22 protein-coding genes and 1 tRNA gene are annotated in these 22,888 nt (G+C 68.8%); 10 read left to right on the top strand and 13 right to left on the bottom strand.

Features of this window, described 5'->3' with window-relative positions; genetic code table 11:
- Positions 1-258 precede the first annotated feature (258 nt).
- Together cutA and EFY87_RS18195 are read right to left on the bottom strand one after the other, a co-directional pair.
- Positions 259-573 carry a divalent-cation tolerance protein CutA gene (gene cutA / locus EFY87_RS18200; RefSeq protein WP_220093704.1) on the bottom strand — a complete coding sequence of 105 codons (315 nt, stop codon included), beginning with the start codon at positions 571-573 and terminating at the stop codon, positions 259-261.
- A complete protein-coding gene (locus EFY87_RS18195; RefSeq protein ID WP_123272911.1) occupies positions 570-1,172 on the bottom strand; it encodes a helix-turn-helix domain-containing protein in 603 nt (200 codons plus the stop codon). Before EFY87_RS18195 ends, cutA begins: the two co-directional genes overlap by 4 nt.
- 169 nt (positions 1,173-1,341) lie before the next feature.
- On the opposite strand from EFY87_RS18195, the gene EFY87_RS18190 reads away from it, so the two are divergent.
- The 6 genes from EFY87_RS18190 (at position 1,342) to EFY87_RS18170 (ending at position 6,311) form a co-directional block, all read left to right on the top strand.
- Positions 1,342-1,770: a plasmid replication, integration and excision activator gene (locus EFY87_RS18190; protein ID WP_123272906.1), complete on the top strand. Its 429-nt coding sequence runs from the start codon at positions 1,342-1,344 to the stop codon at positions 1,768-1,770.
- Between the two features lie 26 nt (positions 1,771-1,796).
- Complete coding sequence (locus EFY87_RS18185; protein WP_158607708.1) at positions 1,797-3,272, top strand: FtsK/SpoIIIE domain-containing protein; 1,476 nt, start codon at positions 1,797-1,799, stop codon at positions 3,270-3,272.
- Between the two features lie 78 nt (positions 3,273-3,350).
- Positions 3,351-4,895 (top strand): replication initiator, encoded by a 1,545-nt coding sequence (locus EFY87_RS18180; protein ID WP_181445516.1) that lies wholly within the window; start codon positions 3,351-3,353, stop codon positions 4,893-4,895.
- Positions 4,895-5,086, top strand: a complete 192-nt coding sequence (locus tag EFY87_RS18175; protein WP_123272904.1) for a helix-turn-helix transcriptional regulator — start codon at positions 4,895-4,897, stop codon at positions 5,084-5,086. The genes EFY87_RS18180 and EFY87_RS18175 overlap by 1 nt, the downstream gene beginning before the upstream one ends.
- Positions 5,083-5,223, top strand: coding sequence for a hypothetical protein (locus tag EFY87_RS20425; RefSeq protein ID WP_158607707.1), 141 nt, complete (start codon positions 5,083-5,085; stop codon positions 5,221-5,223). The genes EFY87_RS18175 and EFY87_RS20425 overlap by 4 nt, the downstream gene beginning before the upstream one ends.
- Positions 5,220-6,311 carry a tyrosine-type recombinase/integrase gene (locus EFY87_RS18170; RefSeq protein ID WP_123272903.1) on the top strand — a complete coding sequence of 364 codons (1,092 nt, stop codon included), beginning with the start codon at positions 5,220-5,222 and terminating at the stop codon, positions 6,309-6,311. Before EFY87_RS20425 ends, EFY87_RS18170 begins: the two co-directional genes overlap by 4 nt.
- 85 nt (positions 6,312-6,396) lie before the next feature.
- On the opposite strand, the gene EFY87_RS18165 is transcribed toward EFY87_RS18170, so the two are convergent.
- The 6 genes from EFY87_RS18165 to tmk form a co-directional block, all read right to left on the bottom strand.
- Positions 6,397-6,473, bottom strand: a tRNA-Thr gene (locus EFY87_RS18165).
- Positions 6,474-6,550: 77 nt separating this feature from the next.
- Positions 6,551-7,432: an alpha/beta hydrolase gene (locus EFY87_RS18160; protein ID WP_158607706.1), complete on the bottom strand. Its 882-nt coding sequence runs from the start codon at positions 7,430-7,432 to the stop codon at positions 6,551-6,553.
- On the bottom strand, positions 7,432-8,181 hold the full coding sequence (locus tag EFY87_RS18155; RefSeq protein ID WP_123272901.1) for a 3-hydroxybutyrate dehydrogenase: 750 nt from the start codon (positions 8,179-8,181) through the stop codon (positions 7,432-7,434). The genes EFY87_RS18160 and EFY87_RS18155 overlap by 1 nt, the downstream gene beginning before the upstream one ends.
- A gap of 20 nt (positions 8,182-8,201) precedes the next feature.
- Positions 8,202-9,776, bottom strand: a complete 1,575-nt coding sequence (locus EFY87_RS18150; protein WP_245988742.1) for an alpha/beta hydrolase — start codon at positions 9,774-9,776, stop codon at positions 8,202-8,204.
- Positions 9,777-9,791: 15 nt separating this feature from the next.
- On the bottom strand, positions 9,792-10,964 hold the full coding sequence (locus EFY87_RS18145; RefSeq protein ID WP_123272899.1) for a DNA polymerase III subunit delta': 1,173 nt from the start codon (positions 10,962-10,964) through the stop codon (positions 9,792-9,794).
- On the bottom strand, positions 10,961-11,554 hold the full coding sequence (gene tmk, locus EFY87_RS18140) for a dTMP kinase (RefSeq protein WP_342769141.1): 594 nt from the start codon (positions 11,552-11,554) through the stop codon (positions 10,961-10,963). Before tmk ends, EFY87_RS18145 begins: the two co-directional genes overlap by 4 nt.
- Positions 11,555-11,629: 75 nt before the next feature.
- Here tmk and EFY87_RS18135 point away from each other — a divergent pair, with 75 nt between their 5' ends.
- Positions 11,630-12,985 carry a serine hydrolase domain-containing protein gene (locus EFY87_RS18135; RefSeq protein WP_123272898.1) on the top strand — a complete coding sequence of 452 codons (1,356 nt, stop codon included), beginning with the start codon at positions 11,630-11,632 and terminating at the stop codon, positions 12,983-12,985.
- A 1-nt stretch (position 12,986) separates the two neighbouring features.
- Here EFY87_RS18135 and EFY87_RS18130 read toward each other — a convergent pair whose 3' ends face one another.
- Complete coding sequence (locus EFY87_RS18130) at positions 12,987-13,379, bottom strand: hypothetical protein (RefSeq protein WP_123272897.1); 393 nt, start codon at positions 13,377-13,379, stop codon at positions 12,987-12,989.
- On the opposite strand from EFY87_RS18130, the gene EFY87_RS18125 reads away from it, so the two are divergent.
- Positions 13,372-13,683, top strand: a complete 312-nt coding sequence (locus tag EFY87_RS18125) for a hypothetical protein (RefSeq protein ID WP_148043398.1) — start codon at positions 13,372-13,374, stop codon at positions 13,681-13,683. The two genes, EFY87_RS18130 and EFY87_RS18125, sit on opposite strands and share 8 nt — an antisense overlap.
- Before the next feature lie 57 nt (positions 13,684-13,740).
- On the opposite strand, the gene topA is transcribed toward EFY87_RS18125, so the two are convergent.
- From topA to EFY87_RS18105, 4 genes are all read right to left on the bottom strand, one after another.
- The gene (gene topA, locus EFY87_RS18120; RefSeq protein WP_123272895.1) at positions 13,741-16,566 is read right to left on the bottom strand and encodes a type I DNA topoisomerase; all 2,826 of its coding nucleotides are present in this window, start codon (positions 16,564-16,566) and stop codon (positions 13,741-13,743) included.
- Positions 16,567-16,703: 137 nt separating this feature from the next.
- Positions 16,704-17,645, bottom strand: coding sequence for an LLM class F420-dependent oxidoreductase (locus tag EFY87_RS18115; RefSeq protein WP_123272894.1), 942 nt, complete (start codon positions 17,643-17,645; stop codon positions 16,704-16,706).
- Positions 17,646-17,658: 13 nt separating this feature from the next.
- Entirely contained in the window at positions 17,659-19,176 is a 1,518-nt protein-coding gene (locus tag EFY87_RS18110; RefSeq protein WP_123272893.1) for a DUF7059 domain-containing protein, read from the bottom strand.
- Positions 19,166-19,537: an STAS domain-containing protein gene (locus EFY87_RS18105; protein WP_123272892.1), complete on the bottom strand. Its 372-nt coding sequence runs from the start codon at positions 19,535-19,537 to the stop codon at positions 19,166-19,168. The genes EFY87_RS18110 and EFY87_RS18105 overlap by 11 nt, the downstream gene beginning before the upstream one ends.
- Before the next feature lie 115 nt (positions 19,538-19,652).
- On the opposite strand from EFY87_RS18105, the gene EFY87_RS18100 reads away from it, so the two are divergent.
- Both EFY87_RS18100 and EFY87_RS18095 read left to right on the top strand, forming a co-directional pair.
- Positions 19,653-21,992 (top strand): DEAD/DEAH box helicase, encoded by a 2,340-nt coding sequence (locus EFY87_RS18100; protein ID WP_123272891.1) that lies wholly within the window; start codon positions 19,653-19,655, stop codon positions 21,990-21,992.
- Positions 21,993-22,038: 46 nt separating this feature from the next.
- Complete coding sequence (locus EFY87_RS18095; protein WP_123272890.1) at positions 22,039-22,830, top strand: GNAT family N-acetyltransferase; 792 nt, start codon at positions 22,039-22,041, stop codon at positions 22,828-22,830.
- Positions 22,831-22,888 lie beyond the last annotated feature (58 nt).

The following is a 22,888-nucleotide window of genomic DNA, read 5'->3' as shown; positions in this document are numbered from 1 at the left end:
TCACCGCCGCCGACCCCCTCACCGACCAAGCGACCGAAATCATCACCGCGACAGGCGTCACCTGGCCGACACACTAAACCGGCACGACTCAGGACCGACTATGGTCGCCGCCACCGACGTAGTCCCGATAGATGTTCGTCTATCGAGTTCTCGGAGGTCAACCACATGACGCGCGCCACACCGTCTCAATAGACCCGCTCGGTGAAGGGGCCTATTCGAGACTCCACGCCGGGTGAGTCCTGGCGTAACCCGATTGAGCTACCGACGGATTTCGTCAGTCAACCAGTGCACGTACTGCTCGGATGCCCCGTGCAGCGGCACGGCGACGATGCTGGGCGTCTCGTAGGGGTGCAGCCGTGTCACCTCTGCCTGGATGGCGTCGAACATTGCGGGTGTGGTGTTGAAGGTCGCGCGGACCTCGGGCTGGTGTTCGAGTTGGCCGTCCCACCAGTAGGTGGACTCGATGTGTGCCATGTGTCCGGCTGCTGCGAGTCGGGATTTCACGACGTGCTCGACGATGGCTGGCATCGCATCGGGTGGGCCGTTGACGATGACTTGGATGAGTTCAGTCATGGGGTCATGCCTTCCTCGACGAGGTGACGGAGTTGGTCGGCGGCTGCTTGCTCGTCTCGGGCGATGACCCCGTAGCCGGTGAGCATAGGCCCGTCGTGGGACTGGCCGACCCAGCGGCCGATCATGTGCTGTCCGTGGGTGTGCAGCCGCATGAAGAGCGTTCCCATGGATCGGACGCCGGCCTCGTCAGCGACGTACCAACCCATGAGGACCTGGTTGTCCCACAGGCGCAGCTCACCACGCCAGGTGTACCCCGCCCCGGGCAGCGTCAGGCCGCGCCGGTCGGCGTGGATTTGCACGAGATCATCACGTTGGGTGAGCGTGACCGGCTGCGTCGGGTAGGCCGGCGTGTCGTTGGTCTGTGTCTGCCATGACGCCCACCACTGCCCGGACAGACCGACTCGGCTGCCATGGTTTCCGGCCAGCTCGTCGAGCGTGACATCGAGCGCTTCGGCGATCAGGCGCGCAACGGGGAGACTCGGCTGCGCCTCGCCCGCCTCGTAACGGCGAATCTGCCGCTTGTCGACTCCGGCGTGATGCGCTAGCTCGGCCTGACTGAGGCTAAGCATCGCCCGCCGGCTGCGCATCACTTCTGGCATGTCCACCCCTCCAGTGTGCCAGGAAAGGGCTGAACTGTCCCCTTGAAGAGGGCCTCTGCTGCCCATAGAGGACTCAAACGCCCTTGTATGGGGCAGTCTGATGCCCTATGGTGACCAATACGACCGGTGGGGCAGTAAGAGTCCTCCGGACTGTCAAAGGAGGTCGCTGATGGCGATTCCACGGCGGATCAACCTGCCGCATCACGAGGTGTTCCCGGCGGGCGCGTTCTTGAAGGGCGAGGTCGAGCCGGTGCTCGACTTCCAGGCGGACAAACGGCCGGATGGTTCGCGTCCGCAGCAAACGGACAAGGAGACCGGGCTGCTGCTGTGGCAGGCGACGGTGCTGGACGCCGATGAGGAGGCATCCCGTAAGGACACCGCGATCGTGGTGAAGTTCGCGGCGGGCGTGCGGCCGGTGCCGCCGGCCAAGAAGGCAGGGATGCCGTGGACCCCGGTCGAGTTCGTGGGTTTGTCGGCATTGCCGTATGTCGACACCAATAGTGGGCGTCCGCGGCTGGCGTGGTCGTTCCGGGCCGAGTCGATGACCGAGCCGGGTGCGGCTTCTGCGTCGTCGTCGAGTTCGAAGGGTGCGGCGTGATGCACGCGGTGTGGACGGTCGCCCGTGTGATCGGTTCGGGCCTGGCCAAGTCGGCGCGATGCTGGCGGCGGTGCTACCTGCTGGCGTTGCTGCTGGGTATCGCCGCCGGGGTAGGGGCGATCGCCGGCCTTACCTGGTCGTGGTGGGCGCTGGCCGGCGTGCTGGTGGGTGCCGGGTTCCCGGGTGCCGTGTGGCAGGCGCGGTGGCCTGCGTCATACGAACGGCGCGTGGTGTGGCCGGCCCTGCGTCGGGGGTGGCGAAAGCGGGTCCAACTCGTCTGGCCGGAGGTGTGCCGGGAGGCCGGTCTGTCGTCGCAGCGCACGGTCAAGGCGCGAGATGGTGCCGGGTCGGTCCAGGTGTGGACCCCACCCGCGTTGCGTGAGGTGTCCGCGTCCGGTGTGTGGGTCGACGTGATCGCGCAGGTCCGGATGGGACAGACGCCGGATGAACTGATCGCGGCGGCGCCGAGGTTCGCGGCGGCGATGAATGCGCAATCGGTGGCGACCGAGCAGCTCGCCCCGTCGGTGGTGCAGTTGCGGCTGGTGATGTGCGAGCCGCTTCGTGTGCCGGTGACGGCGGCTGTTCCGCAGCACGTCGAGCTGGACCGCATCACCTTGGGGCGGCAAGTGGACGGGTCGCCGTGGTCGATGCAACTGATCGAACGTCACACGCTGGTCGTCGGCGCTTCCGGATCGGGCAAGGGCTCGGTGCTGTGGGGCATCTGCGGCGGTCTCGCACCCGCTGCCCGGGCCGATCTGGTGCGCCTGTATGGCGTCGACCTCAAGGGCGGGGTCGAGATCGGCATGGGTGAGGGCTTGTTCACCACGACGGCCGAGACGGTCGACGAGGCGCTGGTGGTGCTGCGGACATTGGTCGAGGTCATGGACAAGCGATTGGCGCGGATGCGCGGTGTCGAGCGGCTGCATCGGCCTGCACCGGGTGAACCGCTGCACGTGCTGGTGATCGACGAACTGGCCGCGCTGGTCGCGTATTCCACGGAGCGCGAAAAGGTGGCCGAGGCAACCAAGCTGCTCGCGCGGCTGCTGTCAGCCGGTCGTGCGCCCGGCATCCTGGTGCTCGCCTTCGTGCAGGACCCGACCAAGAAGACAGTCGAGATGCGCGGCCTGTTCACGCAGACCGTGGCGCTGCGGCTGCGGTCGGCCGAAGAGGTGCGCATGGTGCTCGGGGACGGCATGACCGATGTCGCCCCCGCGCACAAGATCAGCCCGGCAACACCCGGCATGGGCTACGTCGTGCAGGAGAACGGGACAGCGGTGCGGGTGCGCGCCGACTACTGGCCGGACGGACTTGTTCAGCGCATTGGGCACGATTTCCCGGCGCCGGTCAAGCAGCCTGTGGTTCATGTCGCGCCGGCACCCGGTAACGCCGACAACGGCGACAGCGGACCTGCCCGGTCCCCGCGCAAGCCGCGATCGCCGCGGGCATCTCGGGGACTTCGTAGCGATGCGGCAACTCGATCCGATGACAGCGAGGCGAGCTGACGTGCGCGCGGCAACACGCACCTGCGGCTCGTCCCGCGACCTGGCCCTGGGAGGCGAACCGCGGTGAGCGCCCCGGTCATGTCGAGTGACACACTCTCGCCCTCCGAGTTCGCGGGGTTCGGTGAGAGTGCGCCGCTCGATGTGCCCGGTCTGGACTCAGCACACGCTGCGGCGTGGGCGCGTGGCCGGTTCTCGTCCCGGTCGTGGGATGCGTGGTCCCAAGCTGCCGCGTCGGTGGGGCATTGCTCCCGGCCGGTGCGGTTGCATGGGTCATCGGTGACGGTCGACCGCCGCACCGGGGAAGTGCTCTCCTCGTTCCGGTCGACGGACGCGCCACTGGGCGTGCTGCTGCGCCGGTGCGGCAACCGACGCGATCACGTGTGCCCGTCGTGTTCCCGGCTCTACGCGCGCGACACGTTCGAGATGATCCGTGCCGGGGTGCAGGGCGGCAAACAGGTCCCGCAGACCGTCGCGGACAACCCGCTGGTCTTCCTGACCGTGACCGCACCCTCGTTCGGGCTGGTCCACGGCACACGGCACTGCGGTGCATGTCGGCCGCGTCGACGCGAGGATCGCACTCGGTGCGTGCACGGCCGGCCGACCTGGTGCCAGGGCCGGCATAACGCCGATGACGCCCTGGTCGGATCGCCGCTGTGCCCGGACTGCTACGACTACGCCTCGCACGTGATCTGGCAGTGGTGGGCGCCCGAGCTATGGCGACGCCTGACCATCGAGGTCCGTCGACAACTCGCCGACCAGCTCGGCGTGCGAGAGTCACGCCTGAGCACCGTGGCGTCCTTGCAGTACGCCAAGGTCGCGGAGTACCAAGCCCGGGGACTGATCCATTTCCACGCGCTGGTCCGCCTCGACGGGCCGAAGACCGACGGGATCGGCGCCCCCGCGTCGCCGTTCGTCGACGGCCGCGACCTGGCCGCGTTGCTCGCCACAGCGGTCGCGAAGGTGTCCTACGCGCCACCACTGCTCGACCAGGCCGATACGCCGCGGGTGTTGCGGTTCGGTCAGCAGGTCGACACACGTGCGGTCCGCATTGGTGCGCGCACCGACGACCCGGCCGGGCCGGTGACCCCGGGACAGGTGGCCGGGTACCTAGCGAAGTACGCCACCAAGGACGCCACGGCGGCAGCCGGTGTCGATCGGCGCAGCACACCACACCTGGCCAGGGTCCGTCGTACCTGCGTGGTGCTGGCGGACCGATCACGGGCGGCGGATCATGTCGGTTCACACGACCCGTACGCGCTACTGGGCCGGTGGTCGCACATGCTCGGCTTCCGAGGGCACTTCTCCACCAAATCGCGGGCATACTCCATCACCCTTGGCGCGCTGCGGCGTGCTCGCGCCCGGTGGCAGGCAATCGCTGCCGACTCCCGCCGATCCGGGCACCCGCTCGACACCGCCGAGCTGGAAGCTCGCCTACTCACCGCCGACGACGCCGAGTCAACGCTGGTCGTCGGCTCCTGGGCGTATGCCGGCACGGGGTGGGAGGACTCCACCGAGGCTGCTCTGGCGACCGCGACAGCAGTGCGAGCCCGCGAGTATGACCAATGGCGCGCGCAACACCACAACATCAGACGAAACACGTTGGAAGTAAAGGAGATCGGGTGATGGTAGTTCAAGTGCAAACCGAAACACTGCTCACGTCCCGGCAGGTGGCGCACTGGCTGGGTATCTCGGCGTCCACGCTGTGCCGGATGCGGCAGGAAGGACGAGGACCGCAGGTCGTGTGGCTCAGCGGGTCGACGCCACGGTATCGGCGCGAAGACGTCGCCGACTGGCTGGAACGGCAAACGTCATGACACGCCAGCTCGTCGCGGTCGCTGTGTCCGGGTCCGGGGTCCGCCTGTGGTTGCCGGACGGCAGCACGCACATACTCACGCTGGGCGAAGCGGCAGACCTGGCCGCGTTGCTCGCTGACCTCACCGACTCGCCATGACGGTCCGCAAAACGCCGTCCGGGCGCTGGCGTGGTGTGCTGAAAGTGGGACGCGAACAAGTCGCCAGCAAGACATTCGACACGCGCGCGCAAGCCGTTGCCTGGATCGACCGCGAACGAGCCGCCATCGCCGGAGGCGTCGACCCCCGCGCCGGCAAGGCCACGGTCCGCGCGCTGCTACCGCAATGGTTCGAGACGCGTGCGAATTCTGTCGCCGGCACGACCTACAAGACCGATCAACGGCTCTTGAAGGCACTTCCCGCGTGGTTCGTTGCTCGGGGTGTCAACTCGCTGACAGATCGTGAGGTTCAGCGGGTGCTAGTCGAGTATGCGAAGGCGGGGCGCGTTCGGTCCTCGACTGTTCGGTATCGGGCGGCACTGTCGTCGTTCTTTTCGTGGTGTGTTCGAGAGCGGCTCATTGCGACGAATCCCGTTGTGAACACGCGTGTTCCGCGTCAGACCACGCCGCGCGTGGAAATGCGGCCGTTCACCGAGGCGGAACTGGAATCCGTCTCGACCGCGGTGGCCGGCCATGATGAGCGTCTCGCCCGGTTGGTACTCATCGCAGGCTGGACCGGACTGCGCTGGTCCGAACTGCGCGCGATGCGCGTTCGCTCGTTGGTGGAGGTGCCGTTGCCGCTGCTCATCGTCGAACGTGCCGCGCCGGAAGGCGTCGAGGTCAAGACCACGAAGTCCGGTCGTGTGCGTCGGGTGCCGATCGCTGATCGCGTACTGCCTCTCGTGCGTGAGTTCGCGGCCGGGAAATCTGCCGATGAGCTGCTGTTCACGACGGCGAGCGGCCATCAGTTGCATGTCGGGGCGTTCAAACGGGCGACCGACTGGAAGAAGACCGGCAGAGGGCATCGTGTGTACGACCTGCGGCATACGGCCGCGTGCCTGTGGCTCGTTCGCGGCGTCGACCCGACCACTGTCAAGGCCTGGATGGGGCACGCGTCGATGGCGACCACGAACCTCTACATTCACCACTTGGGGACAGCCGCCGACCGAGCCGCGCTCGACCGCTTGAACGGCCCGGGGTGCGCCGGGGGTGCGCCGATCAGCACAGATGACGCGGGGCAAGGCTCATGAAATCGGGATCACGTGGTGCTCGTCGCATCCGGGAAATGGCGTCTGACCAGCAAGAACACCCCCGACGGTGGTCGAGGGTGTTCGGTGGAGCCGCCTATCGGAATCGAACCGATGACCTATTCATTACGAGTGAATCGCTCTGGCCGACTGAGCTAAGGCGGCATGGTCCGTGGCGGAGCCGCGGGCCGCGACGAGTATACGCAGGAGCCGGGCCGGACACCGAATCGGCGGTCGCCCCGCTAGGCCAGCAGCTCGCCGAGCGCAGCGTTCACCACATCCGCGCCGCGGCCGAGCACGAGGGTGTAGTGGTTCACGTCGGGCACCTCACGCCATACGAAACGTGGACGGGTCGCCGCCCAGGCATCCAGCAGCTCCGGCGGATACAGACCGCCCGGCTCGTTCATCAGCCCGCGCGGCGCGCGCAGCAGGAGCGCATCGGTGACGATGCCCGGCCACGCCCGGTCGGTCTCGCCGCCGACGAACATCTGCGGGTAGTCCTGCGTGATCAACTCCCCGGCCACCGTGCTCCGGTATGGCGGGCCGGACCCGAGGTCGTAGTCGACATACGCCGCCACGGCATCGTTCCACTCCGCGGAGAACGCCGGATGCTGGCGCCAGAACGCCTGGTATTCCTCATGACTCGCGAAATCGACACTCAGCCGCTCCACCGCCGGCCCGAGGGCCGCCTGCATCAGCGCCGGCAGGTCCGCGCCGGGCGGCAGGGGGAACGGCACCCCACCGTCGACCAGCAACAACCGGCCCACCGCCTCCGGATGCTCCCCGGCCAGGGTGGCAACGACGAAACCGCCCATCGAGTGCCCGGCCGCCACATCGCACCGGCCATCGGCCAGCTCGGTCAGCACCGCCAGACAATCCGTCGCGTGCTGCGACATCCCCGACGGACCGGGCAACGAACCGGACCGCCCGCGCCCGCGCAGATCCGGCGCGAGGATCATCGTGCCCGGCGGCACCGCGCGCCCGACCAGCTCCCACGAAACATGCGTCGCGGTGATGCCGTGCACCGCCAGCACGACCCGTCGGACCGGGCCCTCGCCCTGCCAGCGCCCCACCCGCAACAAGCCACCGCGGACCGGCACGTCATGCGTGGTGTACGTGCCCATCAGTGCGCCGTCCATCCACCATCCAGCGTGAAACTGGTGCCGGTCGCCATACCCGCGTTCGGGCCGCACAGCCAGGTCACCAGATCCGCCACCTCGGCAGGCTCGGCCAGCCGCTTCACCGCGGTGTCAGCCAGGAAGACCCGCTCCACAACCTCGTCCGCACTGATGCCGTGCATCCGCGCCTGGTCGGCGATCTGCTTGTCCACCAAGGCCGTTCGCACATAGCCCGGGCTGACGCACACACTGGTCACGCCCTTGCCGCCGCCCTCCAGGGCGATCACCTTGGACAGGCCCTCCAGCCCGTGCTTGGCCGCGACATACGCCGACTTGTACTCCGAGGCACGCAACCCGTGCACCGAGGTGATGTTGACGATGCGCCCGAAACCCCGCTCGTACATCCCCGGCAACACCGCCCGCGTGAGCAGGAACGGCGCCTCCAGCATCAGCCTCAGGATGAGCCGGAACTTCTCCGGCGGGAAGTCCTCGATCGGCGAAACGTGCTGAATGCCAGCATTGTTCACCACAATGTCCTGATCGATCCGCAGCTCGCCGAGCGCCTCGGTGTCCGCGAGATCGACGACCCACGACTCGCCACCGATCTGCTCGGCGACCTCACCCGCGGCCCGCGGGTCGATGTCCGCGACGGTCACGAACGCCCCGGCACCGGAGAGCGCGACCGCGCATGCCTGCCCGATGCCGCTGCCCGCGCCCGTCACAAGCGCGCGCTTGCCACTCAGGTCCACACTCATGGGATCTCCTTCGTCACTTCTCAGCAGGTCTTGCCCTTCGGCGGCACAACGCCGTTCAGGATGTAGTCGTCCACGGCGTTGTCGATGCACGTCGAACCCATCATGTACCCCGTGTGACCGTCGCCGTCCCGGGTGATCAGATGCCCATTGGCGAGTTCGTTGGCCAACTGCACCGACCATTCGTATGGCGTGGCCGGGTCACGCGTCGTCCCCACCACCAGGATTGGGCCGGATCCAGCCGCGGTGATCTTCTCCGGCTTGCCGGTCGCCTTGACCGGCCACTCACCGCAGACGAGGCCACCCCACGCGAGCATCGGGCCCCAGGTCGGGGCGACCTTGCTGAACGCCGCTGCTTCCTGGCGGTAGGTCGCAAGGCTGGACGGACTGCTGCGATCGAGACAGTTGACGGCGTTGATGACCTGCATGATGTTGCCGCTGTAGGTGCCGTTGCTGTTGCGGGACGCATACTGGTCCGCGAGCGCCATCAGCTTGTTGCCGCTGCCGTTGAACGCAGCCTGGAACGCGTCCGTCAACACCGGCCAGGACGACTTGTCGTACATCGCCTCGGCGATGCCCATCGTCGCCCAGCCCTCCGTCAGCTCCTTGACATCGCCCTGACCCGTCACCGGCAACGGTTTCGCGTCCACGGCCTTCAGGAACGAGCGGATCCGCGTCATGCCGGCGTCCAGGCTGCTGCCCAGCGGACAGCTGCCCTGGGCGACACAGTCACGCACGTAGGCACGTGTCGCCTGCTCGAAACCCTTTGCCTGCCCGAGGTTCTCCTGCTCCGCGGTGATGTCCGGCGGCACCACCCCGTCGAGCACGAAACGACCGACCCGCTGCGGGAAGAGCCCGGCATACGTCGAGCCGATCAGCGTGCCGTAGGACTTGCCGAGGTAGTTGAGCTTGTCCTCGCCGAGCGCCGCTCGCAGGATGTCCATGTCCCTGGCGACCTCGACGGTCGAGACGTGTCGCAGCAGGTTGCCGTTCTTGGCCAGGCATGCCTTTCCGAACGCCTTGTTTTCCGCGGCGACCTGCTGCTCCTCCGCCGGGGTGTCCGGTGTCGGGTCGGCCCCGAGATACGTGTCCAGCTGCGCGTCGTCGTAGCAGGTGATCGGCGCCGAGCGCTGCACTCCGCGCGGGTCGAACCCCACGATGTCGTATGACGAGTGCACGTCCTTGCGGACGACATAGCCCTCAGATGCCGCAGCCGCGTAGTCGACGCCGGAGCCGCCCGGACCGCCGGGGTTGACCACCAGCGAGCCCTTCCGGTGGCCGGTCGCCGGCACCTTGTCGATGACCAGCTTGATCGTCGCGCCGCCGGGATCCGCATAGTCGACCGGCACGGTCAGCGTGGCGCACTTGGCCGGGCCGCAGGAAGACCAGTCCAGCTTCTGGTCGTAGAACCTGGCCAGCGCGGCCGGCGTGCCCGCAGTCGGGCTTGCGGACGACCCCCCGGACACCGACGAGCCCGTCGACGGCGCAACCGCCGAGGTCTCGTGATTGCTTCCGGACCCGCTGCTACAGCCGGTTGCGGCCGCCATACCGAGGATCGTGAAGCCCGCCAGACCGGCTACCCGCCGTCGTCCCACCATGCCCTGCACGGTACGTCATCGGCCCGGTGCGACCCCGGAGAGAGGCGCCTGCAGTCCGATCGCCATCGCCTCCAGGGCGAGCAGCGGCGGCACATTGGCCTCGATGCGCTCCCGGGCGGTGCCGATGGTGTCCATCGCGGTGAGCAGTTGCTCACTGGTGCGGCTCTGCGCCAGCGATTGCACCTCGTCCGCGAGGTCGGCGTTGATGAGCGGCACGGTGTTGCCCGCGCGCGCGACCAAAGCGTCACGGTAGATCGATAGCAGGTCGACCAGCGACCGGTCGATGACGTCACGGCTGAAGCGCGTGGCGCGGGTCTTCTGCTCTTTCTCCAGCGCCGACAGCTGCGACCGCACGTGCGGGGGCTGAGTGCGCGCGGCCGGATCGGCGCCGAGCTGCTCCATCAGCCGGGTCTTCTCGGCAGCATCCCGCTCGGCGGACGACGCCGACGATTCCTCACCCGCGATCGCCGCGAGATCGGCAGCGGCGTTCATCGCATCGCCGAGGTGGTGAATGTGCCCGGCGAGCAGCAGTGTCTTGCGGCGCCGTTCGCGCGCAGAGACGTCGGTCGCGAGCCGCCTGGCCAGGCCGACGTGCGACTGGGCCGCACGCGCCGCATCCGCTGCGAGCTGCGGGTCGATGCCGTCACGCTCCACCAGTAGCCGGGCGACCGCATCGACCGGAGGGGTGCGCAGTCGCACGTGCCGGGTGCGCGAGCGGATGGTGATGATCACGTCCTCCAGGGACGGGGCGCACAGCACCCAGACGGTGCGTTCGACCGGCTCCTCCAACGCCTTCAGCAATGCGTCGGCGGCACGCTCGGTGAGACGGTCGGCGTCCTCGATGACGATCACTCGCCAGCGGCCGACGCTCGGCCGGCGCTGCGCCAGCCCGGCCAGGTCGCGCGCGTCCTTGACCTGGATCGACAGCCCCTCGGTGGCCATCACCGTCACGTCGGCGTGACTCAGGTCGAGCACCGTGCGGCACTCGTGACACTCGCCGCAGCCGCCGGCCGGGCACTCCAGCGCCGCCGCGAAAGCTCGCGCCGCGATCGATCGCCCGGACCCCGGTGGGCCGGTCAGCAGCCAGGCGTGGGTCATCCGTGCCGGGTCCTCGACCGCCGCCCGCAACGTCGCGACGGCGTGGTCCTGACCGATCACGTCCGTCCAGACACCCGCCGCGGTCGTCATACCGGCTCCACCCGGTCGGCCACGATCGCCGCGATCTCCTCGGCCGGCAGGCTCGCGTCGATCACGAGGTAGCGCTCCGCCGACGACGCGGCCAGATCGCGGTAGTGCTCGCGGACGCGCGCGTGGAAATCGTCCTGCTCGGACTCCAGCCGGTCGTGCACCGCGCCGCGCCGCGCCCGGCCGACCTCTGGTGTCACGTCCAGCAGGACAGTCAAATCCGGAAGCAACCCTTCGGTCGCCCACATCGAAAGCCCTTTGATGTCAGCAGGATCCAGCTCGCGTCCGGCTCCTTGATAGGCGACGGAGGAGTCGACGTAGCGGTCCTGCAGCACCACGGCGCCACGCGCGAGCGCCGGTCGCACGACGGTTGCGACATGGTGCGCGCGGTCCGCCGCGAAGAGCAGCGCCTCCGCTCTCGGCGCCACGTGGTCACCGTGCAGCAGCACCGCACGGATGCTCTCCCCCAGTGGAGTGCCGCCGGGCTCGCGGGTCACCACCACGTCATACCCGGCATCGACCAGCCGCACCCGCAGCAACTCGATCTGCGTGGTCTTGCCCGCGCCGTCGCCGCCCTCGAACGCTATGAACACAATCACGAAGCGTAGGCGACCGCGCCGACACGGGTCGCGGTGCGCAGCCAGCACCTCCCCCGTAGGTTGGGTCGTATGACGCACAGCACCTCGCCCCTGAGCCACTCGACGACCCGCGCCCTCACGATCAAGGCCATCGAGGCCCAGCGCACGAGCCGCACCCCCGCGCTCGTGGCCGGAGTGGGGCGGCACGGCACGACCATCTGGTCGCACGCCGTCGGGCAGGCCGACCTGTCCGACCCGCAGGTGCCGCTCGGCGACGACACGCAGTTCCTGGTCGCCTCCAACACCAAGACCTTCACCGCGGTGATGACCATGCAGTTGCGCGACGAGGGCAAGCTCAGCCTGGACGACACCGTCGACGCGCTCCTGCCCGAGACGACGCATCCGAACGTGACTGTGCGCCAACTGCTTTCGCACACCACCGGGATGCAGCGCGAACCCGTCGGCGACGTCTGGGACACGCTCGACTTCCCGACCCGGGAGGAGTTGCTCCCCGGCTGGAACGAGGCGGAGCGGGTGCTGCGCCCCCACTACCGGTGGCACTACTCCAACCTGTCCTACTCGATCCTCGGCGAGATCACCGCACGGCTCGACGGCGGCGACTGGGCGCAGTCACTCCAGCGGCGACTGCTCGACCCGCTGGAGCTGCGCCGCACGACCCTCCGGCTCGCCGCGCCGCACACCGCGCAGTACTACGTGCCGCCGTTCACCGACGTGCCGATCTCCGAACCGCTGCTGGACAAGGGCGGTGTCTCGTCCGCCGGGTCCCTGTGCAGCACCCTCGCGGACATGGTGCGCTGGCACGGCTTCCTGCTCGACCCGGACGCGTCGATCCTGTCGCCGGACACGGTGGAGGAAATGCTCCAGCCGCAGATCGTGGTGGACCCGGGCTGGAACGAGGCATGGGGCCTCGGCCTGGAGCTGGTGCGCCGCGGCGACCACGTGTGGTTCGGCCACACCGGCGGACTGCCCGGCGCGATCACCGGATTCTTCTCCGAGCCGGAGTCGGGCACGACTGGCGCGGTCCTGATGAACAACTCCATCGCCAAGGACCCGGCCGGCACCGCGATCTCACTTGCCGACCACGTGCTCACCCACGAGCCGGAGTTGCCGGCGCCGTGGACACCGGGGACGGTCGAGCCCGAAGAGCTGAAACCTATCGTCGGACAGTGGTTCTCGGAGGGAGACCAGTTCTTCTTCGCCATCCAGGAGGGCAAGCTGATCGCGCGACCGGCCGGTGCCGACCCGGCAGCGCCCCCGTCGGTGTTCGAAGCACTCGGCGAAGACGCCTACCGGACCGTCAGCGGGCGGGAGCGGGGCGAGCGGCTCTCCATCCGGCGTCGCGAGGACGGCTCGGTGCGCCAGCTCAACTGGGCGACCTACCGGTTCACCCGGGAGCCGCTCGGTTTCGCCGAGCCGACCCCCTGAACTACTTGGACCAGACGATCTTGGTGGTGAAGTCGTACCACATCACCTGGGTCGGTGCCGGGCCGGTGATCTGGTAGAAGTAGCACGCCGACGCCGTCTGGCCGACCGACATGTTGGTGTAGGAACCCGCCTTGCAACCCGGCATGTCCTGCAGCGGCGCGCCGCCGGTGCGACCCTTCTGCGAGGCACCGAAGACGGGGCGCAACTCGAACATATTGACCGAGGTGGGGTGGAAGCCGTACTTCGAGCCGCCGAGGTTGGTCACGTCGAAGTTGACGTAGTAGAGCGTGCCGTTGGACTTGTTGAGATTGGCTGCTGCGTATGCCGACGCGGGTGCCTTGACCATGGACTTCACCGCCAGCTTGAACTTGCCGGACGAGTCGCCGTTGATCACAGCAGGCTGCCCGTACTTCAGGTTCGTGCCGTTCGGCGTCAGCTTGTCGTTCGTCGTCGGCTGCACCCGTGACGAACGACTTGAGCTGGACGACGAGGATGAACTCGGGGTCTGGACCGGGGTGGTCGTGCTGGACGTCGGTGCGGCGGACGACGTCGAGCTGGTGGTGCTGTGCGACGGCGGCGTGGTCACGCTGGCGCTGTTTCCGCTGTTGCACGCAGCCAGGCTCACCGCCCCCGCGGCGGCGACTGCACCGATGACGGTACGGCGAAAAAGGTTGCTGGACATGGATTCCCTCCGGTGATTGCTGCGGGCGTGATCGAGCTTGTGACGGTGCCCGGCCCGGTATGGTTCCTCGCGCTCAGCCCGCCGACGCCTTCTTGGCAGTCGACTTCTTCGCGGTGGTCTTCTTGGCGACGGCCTTCTTGGTCGTCTTCTTCGCGGCCCGCTTGCGGGTCGTCGGACCCTTCGCGCGCTTCTCCGCAAGCAACTCGAAACCCCGCTCCGGCGTGATCGACGCAGGGTCGTCGCCGCGGCGCAGGGTCGCGTTGGTCTCCCCGTCGGTGACGTACGGCCCGAACCGGCCGTCCTTGATAACGACCGGCTTCTCCGAGACCGGGTCGTTGCCGAGTTCCTTCAGTGGCGGTTGCGCAGCCCGGCCACGCCGCTTCGGCTCGGCGTAGATCGCCTGCGCCTCCTCCAGCGTGATGTCGAAGAGCTGCTGCTCGCTGGCGAGTGACCGCGAGTCGGTGCCCTTCTTCAGATAGGGACCGTAGCGACCGTTCTGCGCGGTGATCTCGACCTGCTTGGCGTCCTCGCCCTCGCCCTCGGTGACCGTCCCGACGACCCGGGGCAGGCTGAGCAGCTTCAGCGCCGTCGCCAAGTCGACGGTCGCCAGGTCCATGTCCTTGAAGAGACTCGCGGTGCGCGGCTTCGGACCGGCAATCTTCTTGGCCCGCTTGGTTTTTGCGCCGTCCGCCGGTGCCGGCGGCTCCGGCGGAGCCGGCAGCACCTCAGTCACGTACGGCCCGTAACGCCCGGCTCGCGCGATGATCTCGCGACCGGTCTCGGGGTCCTGTCCCAGCACCCGGCCGTCGTCGTCGGCAGCGAGCAGCAGTTCGCGCGCCCGCTCCGGGGTCATCTCGTCCGGTGCGATGTCATCGGTGATCGTCGCGCGACGCGACTTCGGCGCCTCCGCGGAGTCGGCGGTGACCTCACCGGTCGACGGGTCGACCCCATCGGGCACGACCTCTTCGACATACGGGCCGTAGCGACCCACTCGTACGACGATGCCGTCGCCGATGTCGATCGTCGAGATTGCGCGTGCGTCGATGTCCGGGAGCCGCTCGACCATCTCTTGTAGGCCATCGGTCGCGTCCGGTGATGTCACGGGAAGCCCTGGCGCACGGTCATTTCCGTCGCCGAAGTAGAAGCGGGTGAGCCACTCGACACGACCCTCGTCGCCGGCTGCGATGCGGTCCAGACCCTCTTCCATCGAGGCGGTGAAGTCGTAATCGACCAGCGACGGGAAGTGCTCCTCCAGCAGCCGGATCACCGCGAACGCGGTCCAGGTCGGGATCAGCGCGGTGCCGCGCTTGCCGACATACCCACGGTCCTGGATGGTGCCGACGATGGAGGCATAGGTCGACGGCCGGCCGATGCCCATCTCCTCCATCGCCTTGACGAGGGTGGCCTCGGTGTAGCGCGGCGGCGGGCTGGTCTGGTGCCCCTCCGCCTCGGCACGCAGCACGTCGACCGCGACGCCTTCGGCGAGCTTGGGCAGCCGGCGTTCGGCGTCGTCGGACGCGTTGCGCTCGACGTCGCGCCCCTCTTCGTATGCCGCGAGGAACCCGCGGAACGTGATCACGGTGCCCGAGGCGGTGAACTCGGAGGTCTGCGCAACGCCCGAGTCCGCAATCGGCACAGCGAGTTTCACCGTCGCGGTGCTGCCGCGCGCGTCGGCCATCTGGGAGGCGACGGTGCGCTTCCAGATCAGCTCGTAGAGCGCGAACTCCTCGCCGCGCAGCTCACCGGCGACCTGCGCCGGGGTGCGGAAGCTGTCGCCCGCCGGCCGGATCGCTTCGTGTGCCTCCTGGGCGTTCTTGACCTTGCCCTGGTAGCGCCGCGGCTGATCGGGCACGTAGTCGGCGCCATACAAATCACGGGCCTGGTTGCGCGCGGCGCGAATCGCCGACTCCGACAACGTGATCGAGTCGGTGCGCATGTAGGTGATGTAGCCGTTCTCGTAGAGCCGCTGCGCGACGCTCATCGCCGCCTTGCTGCTCATCCGCAACTTCCGGCCAGCCTCCTGCTGCAGGGTGCTGGTCGTGAACGGCGCGCTCGGGCGGCGGGTGTAAGGCTTCTCCTGGACCGAACTGACCGACGCCACAGCGGCCGCGACCGACTCCGCAATCGCAGTCGCCTGCGCAGCGTCGAGGTGAACCACCTTGTCGCTCTTGAGATTTCCGCGGTCGTCGAAATCACGACCGGTCGCGACGCGCGAGCCGTCGAGCCCGGTCAGCTTCGCGGCGAATGCCTGGCTGGTGCCACCGCCGGCGGCGAACTCGCCCTCGACGTCCCAGTAGGACGCGGCGCGGAACGCCATCCGCTCACGCTCCCGCTCGACCACCATGCGCGTGGTGACCGACTGGACCCGGCCGGCGGACAGGCCGCGGCGGATCTTGCGCCACAGCACTGGGCTGACCTCGTAGCCGTAGAGACGATCGAGCACCCGGCGCGTCTCCTGCGCGTCGACGAGCCGCTCGTCCAGATCGCGAGTGTTGTTGGCGGCGCGCTGGATCGCGTCCTTGGTGATCTCGTGGAAGACCATCCGCTTGACCGGCACCTTCGGCTTGAGCACCTCGAGCAGGTGCCACGCGATGGCCTCACCCTCGCGGTCCTCATCGGTGGCCAGATAGAGCTCGTCGCTGTCCTTCAGCAGGCGCTTGAGTTCGGCGACCTTCTTCTTCTTGGACGAGGCGACCACGTAGTAGGGATCGAACCCGTCGTCGATGTTGACGGCGAACTTGCCGTACGGACCCTTCTTCATGTCGGCCGGCAACTCGGAGGGGTTGGGCAGATCGCGGATGTGACCCACGCTTGCGTCGACTACGTAGTCGTCCCCCAGATAGCCGCCGATCTTCTTCGCCTTCGCAGGCGACTCGACGATGACAAGCTTGCGCGCCACTCTCGTTCTCTCTCTCCGTCCGACGTGCAGCGGATTCGTCACTGCTTCGACGTCCGAACGGCATGCAGTCTATGCACGTCTTGTCAAGACCCCACATTCCGGGCCCCCCGGCGCCCCCCGTTTCCGCGCTTGGGCGATCAGCGCGCGACGTGGGGCATGACCTCCGACGCCACCAGGTCCAGGTGCTCCAGGTCGTTCAGGTCGAGGAGCTGCAGGTAGACCCGCTCCACACCCGCCTCGGCGAGCTCGCCGAGGCGGTCGACGACCTCGATCGGGGTGCCGGCCGCGCCGTTCTCGCGGAGCTCACCAACCTCGCGCCCGATCGCCGCGGCACGGCGCGCCAGCTGTGCCTCGTCGCTGCCGGTGCAGAGCACCTGTGCGGCCGAGTAGACGATCGAATCCGCCGCTCTCCCAGCGGATTCGACGGCCGCCTGCACCCTGCCGATCTGCGCGCAGGTGTCGGTGACCGAGGAGAACGCAACATTGAACTCGTCGGCGTATGCCGCGGCGAGCGCGGGCGTGCGCTTCTTGCCGTGGCCGCCGATGATCACCGGGACTCCACCGCGAATCCCGTTCCTCTGCACCGGCTTCGGCAAAGCCGGACTGTCCGTCAGCTGGTAATGGGTGCCGTCGAACGAGTAGCTGCCATCCGCCGACCACAGTCCGGTCACGATCTCCAGCTGCTCCTCGAGCCGGTCGAATCGCTCCCCGGTCGCCGGGAACGGGATGCCGTAGGCCGCGTGCTCCTGGTCGAACCACCCTGCGCCCAAACCGAGTTCGACCCGTCCACCGGACATGGCGTCGACGTTTGCGACCTCGATCGCCAGCACCCCCGGCAACCGGAAGGTCGCGCTGGTGACGAGGGTGCCGAGCCGGATCGTCGAGGTCTCGCGCGCGATGCCGGCCAGCGTGATCCACGCGTCGCTGGGACCGGGCAGCCCGGACGCGGATCCCATGGCGAGGTAGTGGTCGGACCGGAAGAAGGCGCCGAAGCCGAGCCGCTCGGCGTGTTGCGCGACCGCGACGAGATCGTCATACGACGCGCCCTGCTGAGGTTCGGTGAAGATGCGCAGTTCCATGGGAAGAACCCTCTCACTCGGAGGTCAGCAGCAGACCGTCCGCCACCAGATCGTGTATGGCGGGCAGCGTTTCGGCCACCAGGCGATCCGTCGGCACGTCCAGCAGCGCGGCGATCGCCTCGAGCGCCTGCCCGACCGACAACTCGCCGTCGCACACCGACACGAGCGCCGCGGTCACGGTGTCGACCCGGATCGCCCTGCGCAATCCGCCGCCCTGCCGGACCACGATGACCGACGGATCCTCGGCACCGGGGCGACCGTGCCGCTCCTCGGTGACATCGGCGGCCACCGTCAGGTGCGCGTCCAGCAGACGCTGCTCGCCCGCCTCCGCCAGCCAGGTGCGCGCACGCAGGCCCGCGTCGATCGCCGGTCCCATCGGTGACCGCACCGGCCCGGTCACCTCGACCAGATCCAGCCAGGGCCGGCGGCGCGTCTGCGGTAGCTGCACGGTGATGACCCCGAAGCCGATCTCGGCGACGCCACGCTCGGCGAAATCGCGCAGCCAGGCGGCATACAACCGCTCGTAGTCCCTTGTGCCCGAGCGGATCCCACCGTCGCCGGACCACAATTCGGCATACTCGGCGGGGTCCTGGGTGTCCCGTTGCACCACCCAGGCGTCGAGGCCGGTGCCCTCGAACCAGCCGCCGACGACGTCCGGCCAGTCTGCGCCCTCGGGCACCTCCCAGTTGGCGAGCAACTGGGCGACACCACCGGGCTCGAGATGGCGCGGCAGCTCACGGATCAGCGTGCGCACCACCCGGTCACCGACGCGCCCGCCGTCGCGATATTCGTAGGTCGGCACACCCTCGCTCCGCGGCGTGATGACGAACGGCGGGTTGCTCACGATCAGGTCGAAGCGTTCTCCCGCAACGGGTTTGAAGAGGTCGCCCCGGCGCGCGTCCCACTGGACGCCGTTGAGCGCGGCGTTCCAGGCGGCGATGTCCAGCGCCCGCTGCGAGGTATCGGTCGCGACGATCGACGCGGCGTGACCGGTGAGATGCAGGGACTGCACCCCGCAACCGGTGCCGAGGTCGAGGGCCCGGCGGACGTCACGTCGCGGGGTCCACGACGCCAGCGTCAGCGAGGCACCGCCGATGCCGAGCACGTGGTCGACCGGCAGAGGCTCACCGGTCATCACTTCGGACAGGTCGGAGGCGACCCACCACTGGTGACTGTCGTCGCCATACGGTCGGAGGTCGTATGCCGCGGTCACCCGAGACCCGTCGACGCGCACGAGCCCCGCAGCCGCGAGCCGCGCCGTGTCCCAGCCGGCGAGCGCGCGATCCGCCTGCCGGACGTTCACCGGCAGCCCGAGCGCGAAGAGCCGGACGAGGGTCGCGACCGGCGAATCATCTTCTCTCGTCATGAGATCAGCGGGCAGCCTCTGCTCGCGGTGCAACGCCGCGGCGGCCATCGGGCCGAGGCAGTCGGCGACTCCGTCCAGGGTGAATCCGGCCGCGATCAATGCCCGGCGCAGGGCGCCCGGGTCGTCGCCGAGCGGCGCGGGTGCGGCGTGCGGCTCAGTGCCCATCGGCGGGAGGAGCGCCGTCCGCGTCCGCAGCCACGGCTTGCGCGACGGTGGCGTAGATCCGGAAGACCCGGTCGAGTCCGGTGATGCGGAAGTTCCGCAGCAGCCGCTCGGAGGGTATGACGAGCGCCATGTCGCCACCATCGACGCGCTGCTGCTTGAGCCGCGCGACGAGCACACCGAGACCGGTCGAGTCCAGGAAGGGCACGTCGGTCAGGTCCACCAGCACCCGCTCCGAGGGGCAGGTGATCAACCGCGCCAGTGCGTCCCTCAGTCGCGCTGCGGCCGAGACGTCGACGTCACCGACCAGGCGGATGACGGTGAATTCGCCTTCGTCTCTGCCGGTGATGTCCAGGTCGGTCACGAAGCTGCCTTTCGAGTCGTATGCCGGAGTGCCGCTGGCAAGTGTCGCATCGTTTCACGGTTTCATCGGGCCGTCGCACCGTTGTCACATATCGGATCTACCGTGGATACCCGATATGACCGACTTTGATGCGCGTGCGGCGCTTGCTGCCCTGGCGGGGACCGGCACCGGCGCGCTCCTGCACCAGCGGCAACTTCCTGGGCGACGGGCGTGTGAGGCAGCGTGGCCAGGCTGGGTCAATCCGCAAGTGGCGGCCGCGATCAAGGGCACCGGCGTCGACGCACTGTGGTCGCATCAACGGGAGGCCGCCGATCGCGCATGGACGGGTCAGCACGTCGTCCTGTCGACCGGCACCGCCTCCGGCAAGAGCCTGGGCTATCTGCTGCCGGTGCTCTCCGCGATCGCCGACGGGGCGGCCGCACCCACCGGCCGTGGCGCGACCGCCATCTATCTCGCACCGACCAAAGCTCTGGCGGCCGACCAGGAGGCCCGGATCCGGGGATTCGCGATACCAGGGGTGCGGGCGGCGACCCTCGACGGCGACACTCCGCACGACGAGCGGCGGTGGATCCGCGAGCATGCCGCGTTGCTGCTGACCAACCCGGACCTGGTGCACCACACCCTGCTGCCCGGGCACGAACGCTGGGCGTCGTTCTTCCGCGCGCTGCGCTACGTCGTGATCGACGAATGTCACGTCTACCGAGGGGTTTTCGGCTCCCAGGTGTCCGGCGTGCTGCGGCGGCTACGGCGCATCGCCGCGCGCTATCACGCCGATCCGACCTTCGTGCTCGCCTCGGCGACCGTCGCCACACCCGGGCTGCACGCGAGCGAACTTCTGGGTGTGCCGGTGCACGAGGTGACCCAGGACGGTTCGCCGCGGGCCCCGATGGTGGTCGGGTTGTGGCAGCCGGGCACGAAGCCGGCAGCCGGGGGCGACACCGCCCGCCGCAGCGCTGTCGCCGAGTCCGCCGACCTGATGGCGACGCTCATCGACCAGGGCGTGCAGACCCTCACTTTCGCCCGCTCGCGCGTCGGCGTCGAGGTCGTGGCCGAGATGGTGCGTGCCAAGGTCCGCCTGGCTGGTCGAGTAGAGCCGGAGGAGCACAGCGGGGGAGGCTCGTATCGAGACCCAGCCGGCGTCGTCGCGGCATACCGTGGCGGTTACCTGCCCGAAGAACGTCGCGCGCTCGAAAATGACCTGCGCACAGGCAAACTCCGCGGTTTGGCAGCGACCTCCGCCCTCGAGCTGGGCATCGACGTCAGCGGCCTGGACGCCGTGATCCTGGCCGGGTGGCCGGGCACGCTCGCCTCCCTCTGGCAGCGCGCCGGCCGGGCCGGCCGCAGCCGCCGGACGTCCCTGGTGCTGCTGGTCGCCGACGACGACCCGCTCGACGGATTCCTCGTGCACCACCCCGAGGCCATCTTCGATCGTCCGGTCGAAGCCGCCGCCCTCGACCCGGCCAACCCTTTCGTGCTGGCACCGCACGTCGCCGCGGCGGCGCACGAACTGCCCGTCACCGAGGCGGACTCCGCATACTTCGGAGCGACGTTGCCGTCGATCCTGGACTCCCTGGTGGCCGGCGGCATTCTGCGGCGCCGGCCACGTGGGTGGTTCTGGGCGCGTGACGACCGTCCGTCCGACCACTTCTCGCTGCGCGGCGACAGCGCGGACGACGTCCGGGTGGTCGAGACCCGCACCGCCCGGGTGCTCGGCACCGTGGACGCGGCGCGTGCCGACGCGGCCGTGCACACCGGCGCCGTCTACCTCCACCAGGGCCAGTCGCACGTGGTGACCGAGCTCGACCTGCCTGCGACGACCGCGCACGTGGTCGTCGGCGACCCGGGCTGGTCGACAATGGCGCAGTCGGTCGCGGCCTTCGACATACAGCACGCGGCACGCGAAACCCGTTGGGGCCGTGTAACTTTGCATTTCGGGACGATCCGGGTGCGGTCGCGCGTCACGTCATTCCAGCGACTGCTGCCCTCGGGCGAGCTGCTCGGCATACACCCACTCGACCTGCCCGAACGTGAGCTGGTGACCCGCGGAGTCTGGTGGACCGTCCCGGAGGACGAATTGCTCTCCGCCGGGCTCGGATCGGCCGCGTTGCCCGGCGCCCTGCATGCCGCAGAACACGCCTCCATCGCCATGTTGCCGCTGGTCGCGCAGTCCGACCGGTGGGACGTCGGCGGGGTGTCGACCGCCCTGCACCCCGACACCGGGCTGCCGACCGTGCTCGTCTACGACGGCTATTCGGGTGGGGCCGGCTTCGCCGAGCGGGCGTATGCCGAGGCAGCCACCTGGTTGATGGCGACTCGCGCTGCGATCGCCGCGTGCCCGTGCAGCACCGGCTGCCCCGCATGCGTGCACTCCCCGAAGTGCGGCAACGGCAACCAGCCGCTGGATAAGGCGGGCGCGGTGCTCGTGCTCGACCGGGTGTTGCGCGACCGAGGCTAAATCAGTTGCCCGGAGCCGGCCGGCGTCGGCATGCTCTGCCTTCGTGATGGACGATGCGAGACTTCTCGCGGCATACGACAGTCAGCTGCGCGCCGAGGCCGAGATGCGCGGGACAGTGCGCTTCGAGCGGCACGGACCGCTGTTCTGGGGGATGCACCACGGCGGAAGGGGTTTCGTCAGTTACCGGTCGCTCGGTGCACCGACGGACGCTGAGGTGGAGCAACTGATCACCGACACCGTCGAGCACTATGCGGTGCACCCGGAGGTGACCGAGTTCGAGTGGAAGACCCGCGGTCACGACGGTGTGCCGCAGTTGCACGGTCTGCTGGTGCGGCACGGTTTCGTCGCCGAGGACGTGGAGTCGGTGATGGTCGGCGAAGCGGTCGGTCTCGCAGCGGATCTGCCCCTGCCGGAGGGCGTTGCATTGCGCCGGGTCACGGAGTTGGCAGATGTCACCGCAATGGCCGCGATGCAGGCATCCGTCTTCGGCGATCCCGAAACTATCGGCGAACGGGTCGAGGCCACCATGCACCAGCTGGAGGTGCCGGATCCCGGATTCGAACTCTGGGTCGCCGAGTCGGAGGGCCGGGTGATCAGCGCGGGCCGCGTCAATCCAGTGCCCGGCACCGACTTCGCCGGCATCTGGGGCGGCGCGACCCTGCCCGAATGGCGCGGTCGCGGCATCTACCGTGCGCTGACCGCCAAGCGTGCCCAGGCTGCACTCCAGGCCGGGAAGAAGTTCATCAACTCCGACTCCACCGAGTATTCGCGGCCGATCCTGGAGCGCTACGGCTTCCGGCGGGTGACCACCACCACGCCATACATCTGGCGACGCTGACGCAGCCCGAGCCCGCGAGCCGGACTGCCCGTCTTGCACGTCGGAGAGATTCGCGCAA

Source organism: Flexivirga caeni, assembly GCF_003724155.1.
Lineage (GTDB): Bacteria > Actinomycetota > Actinomycetes > Actinomycetales > Dermatophilaceae > Flexivirga > Flexivirga caeni.
Note: the sequence above shows the minus strand (reverse complement) of the source record. Positions and strands in the feature narration are given on the sequence as shown.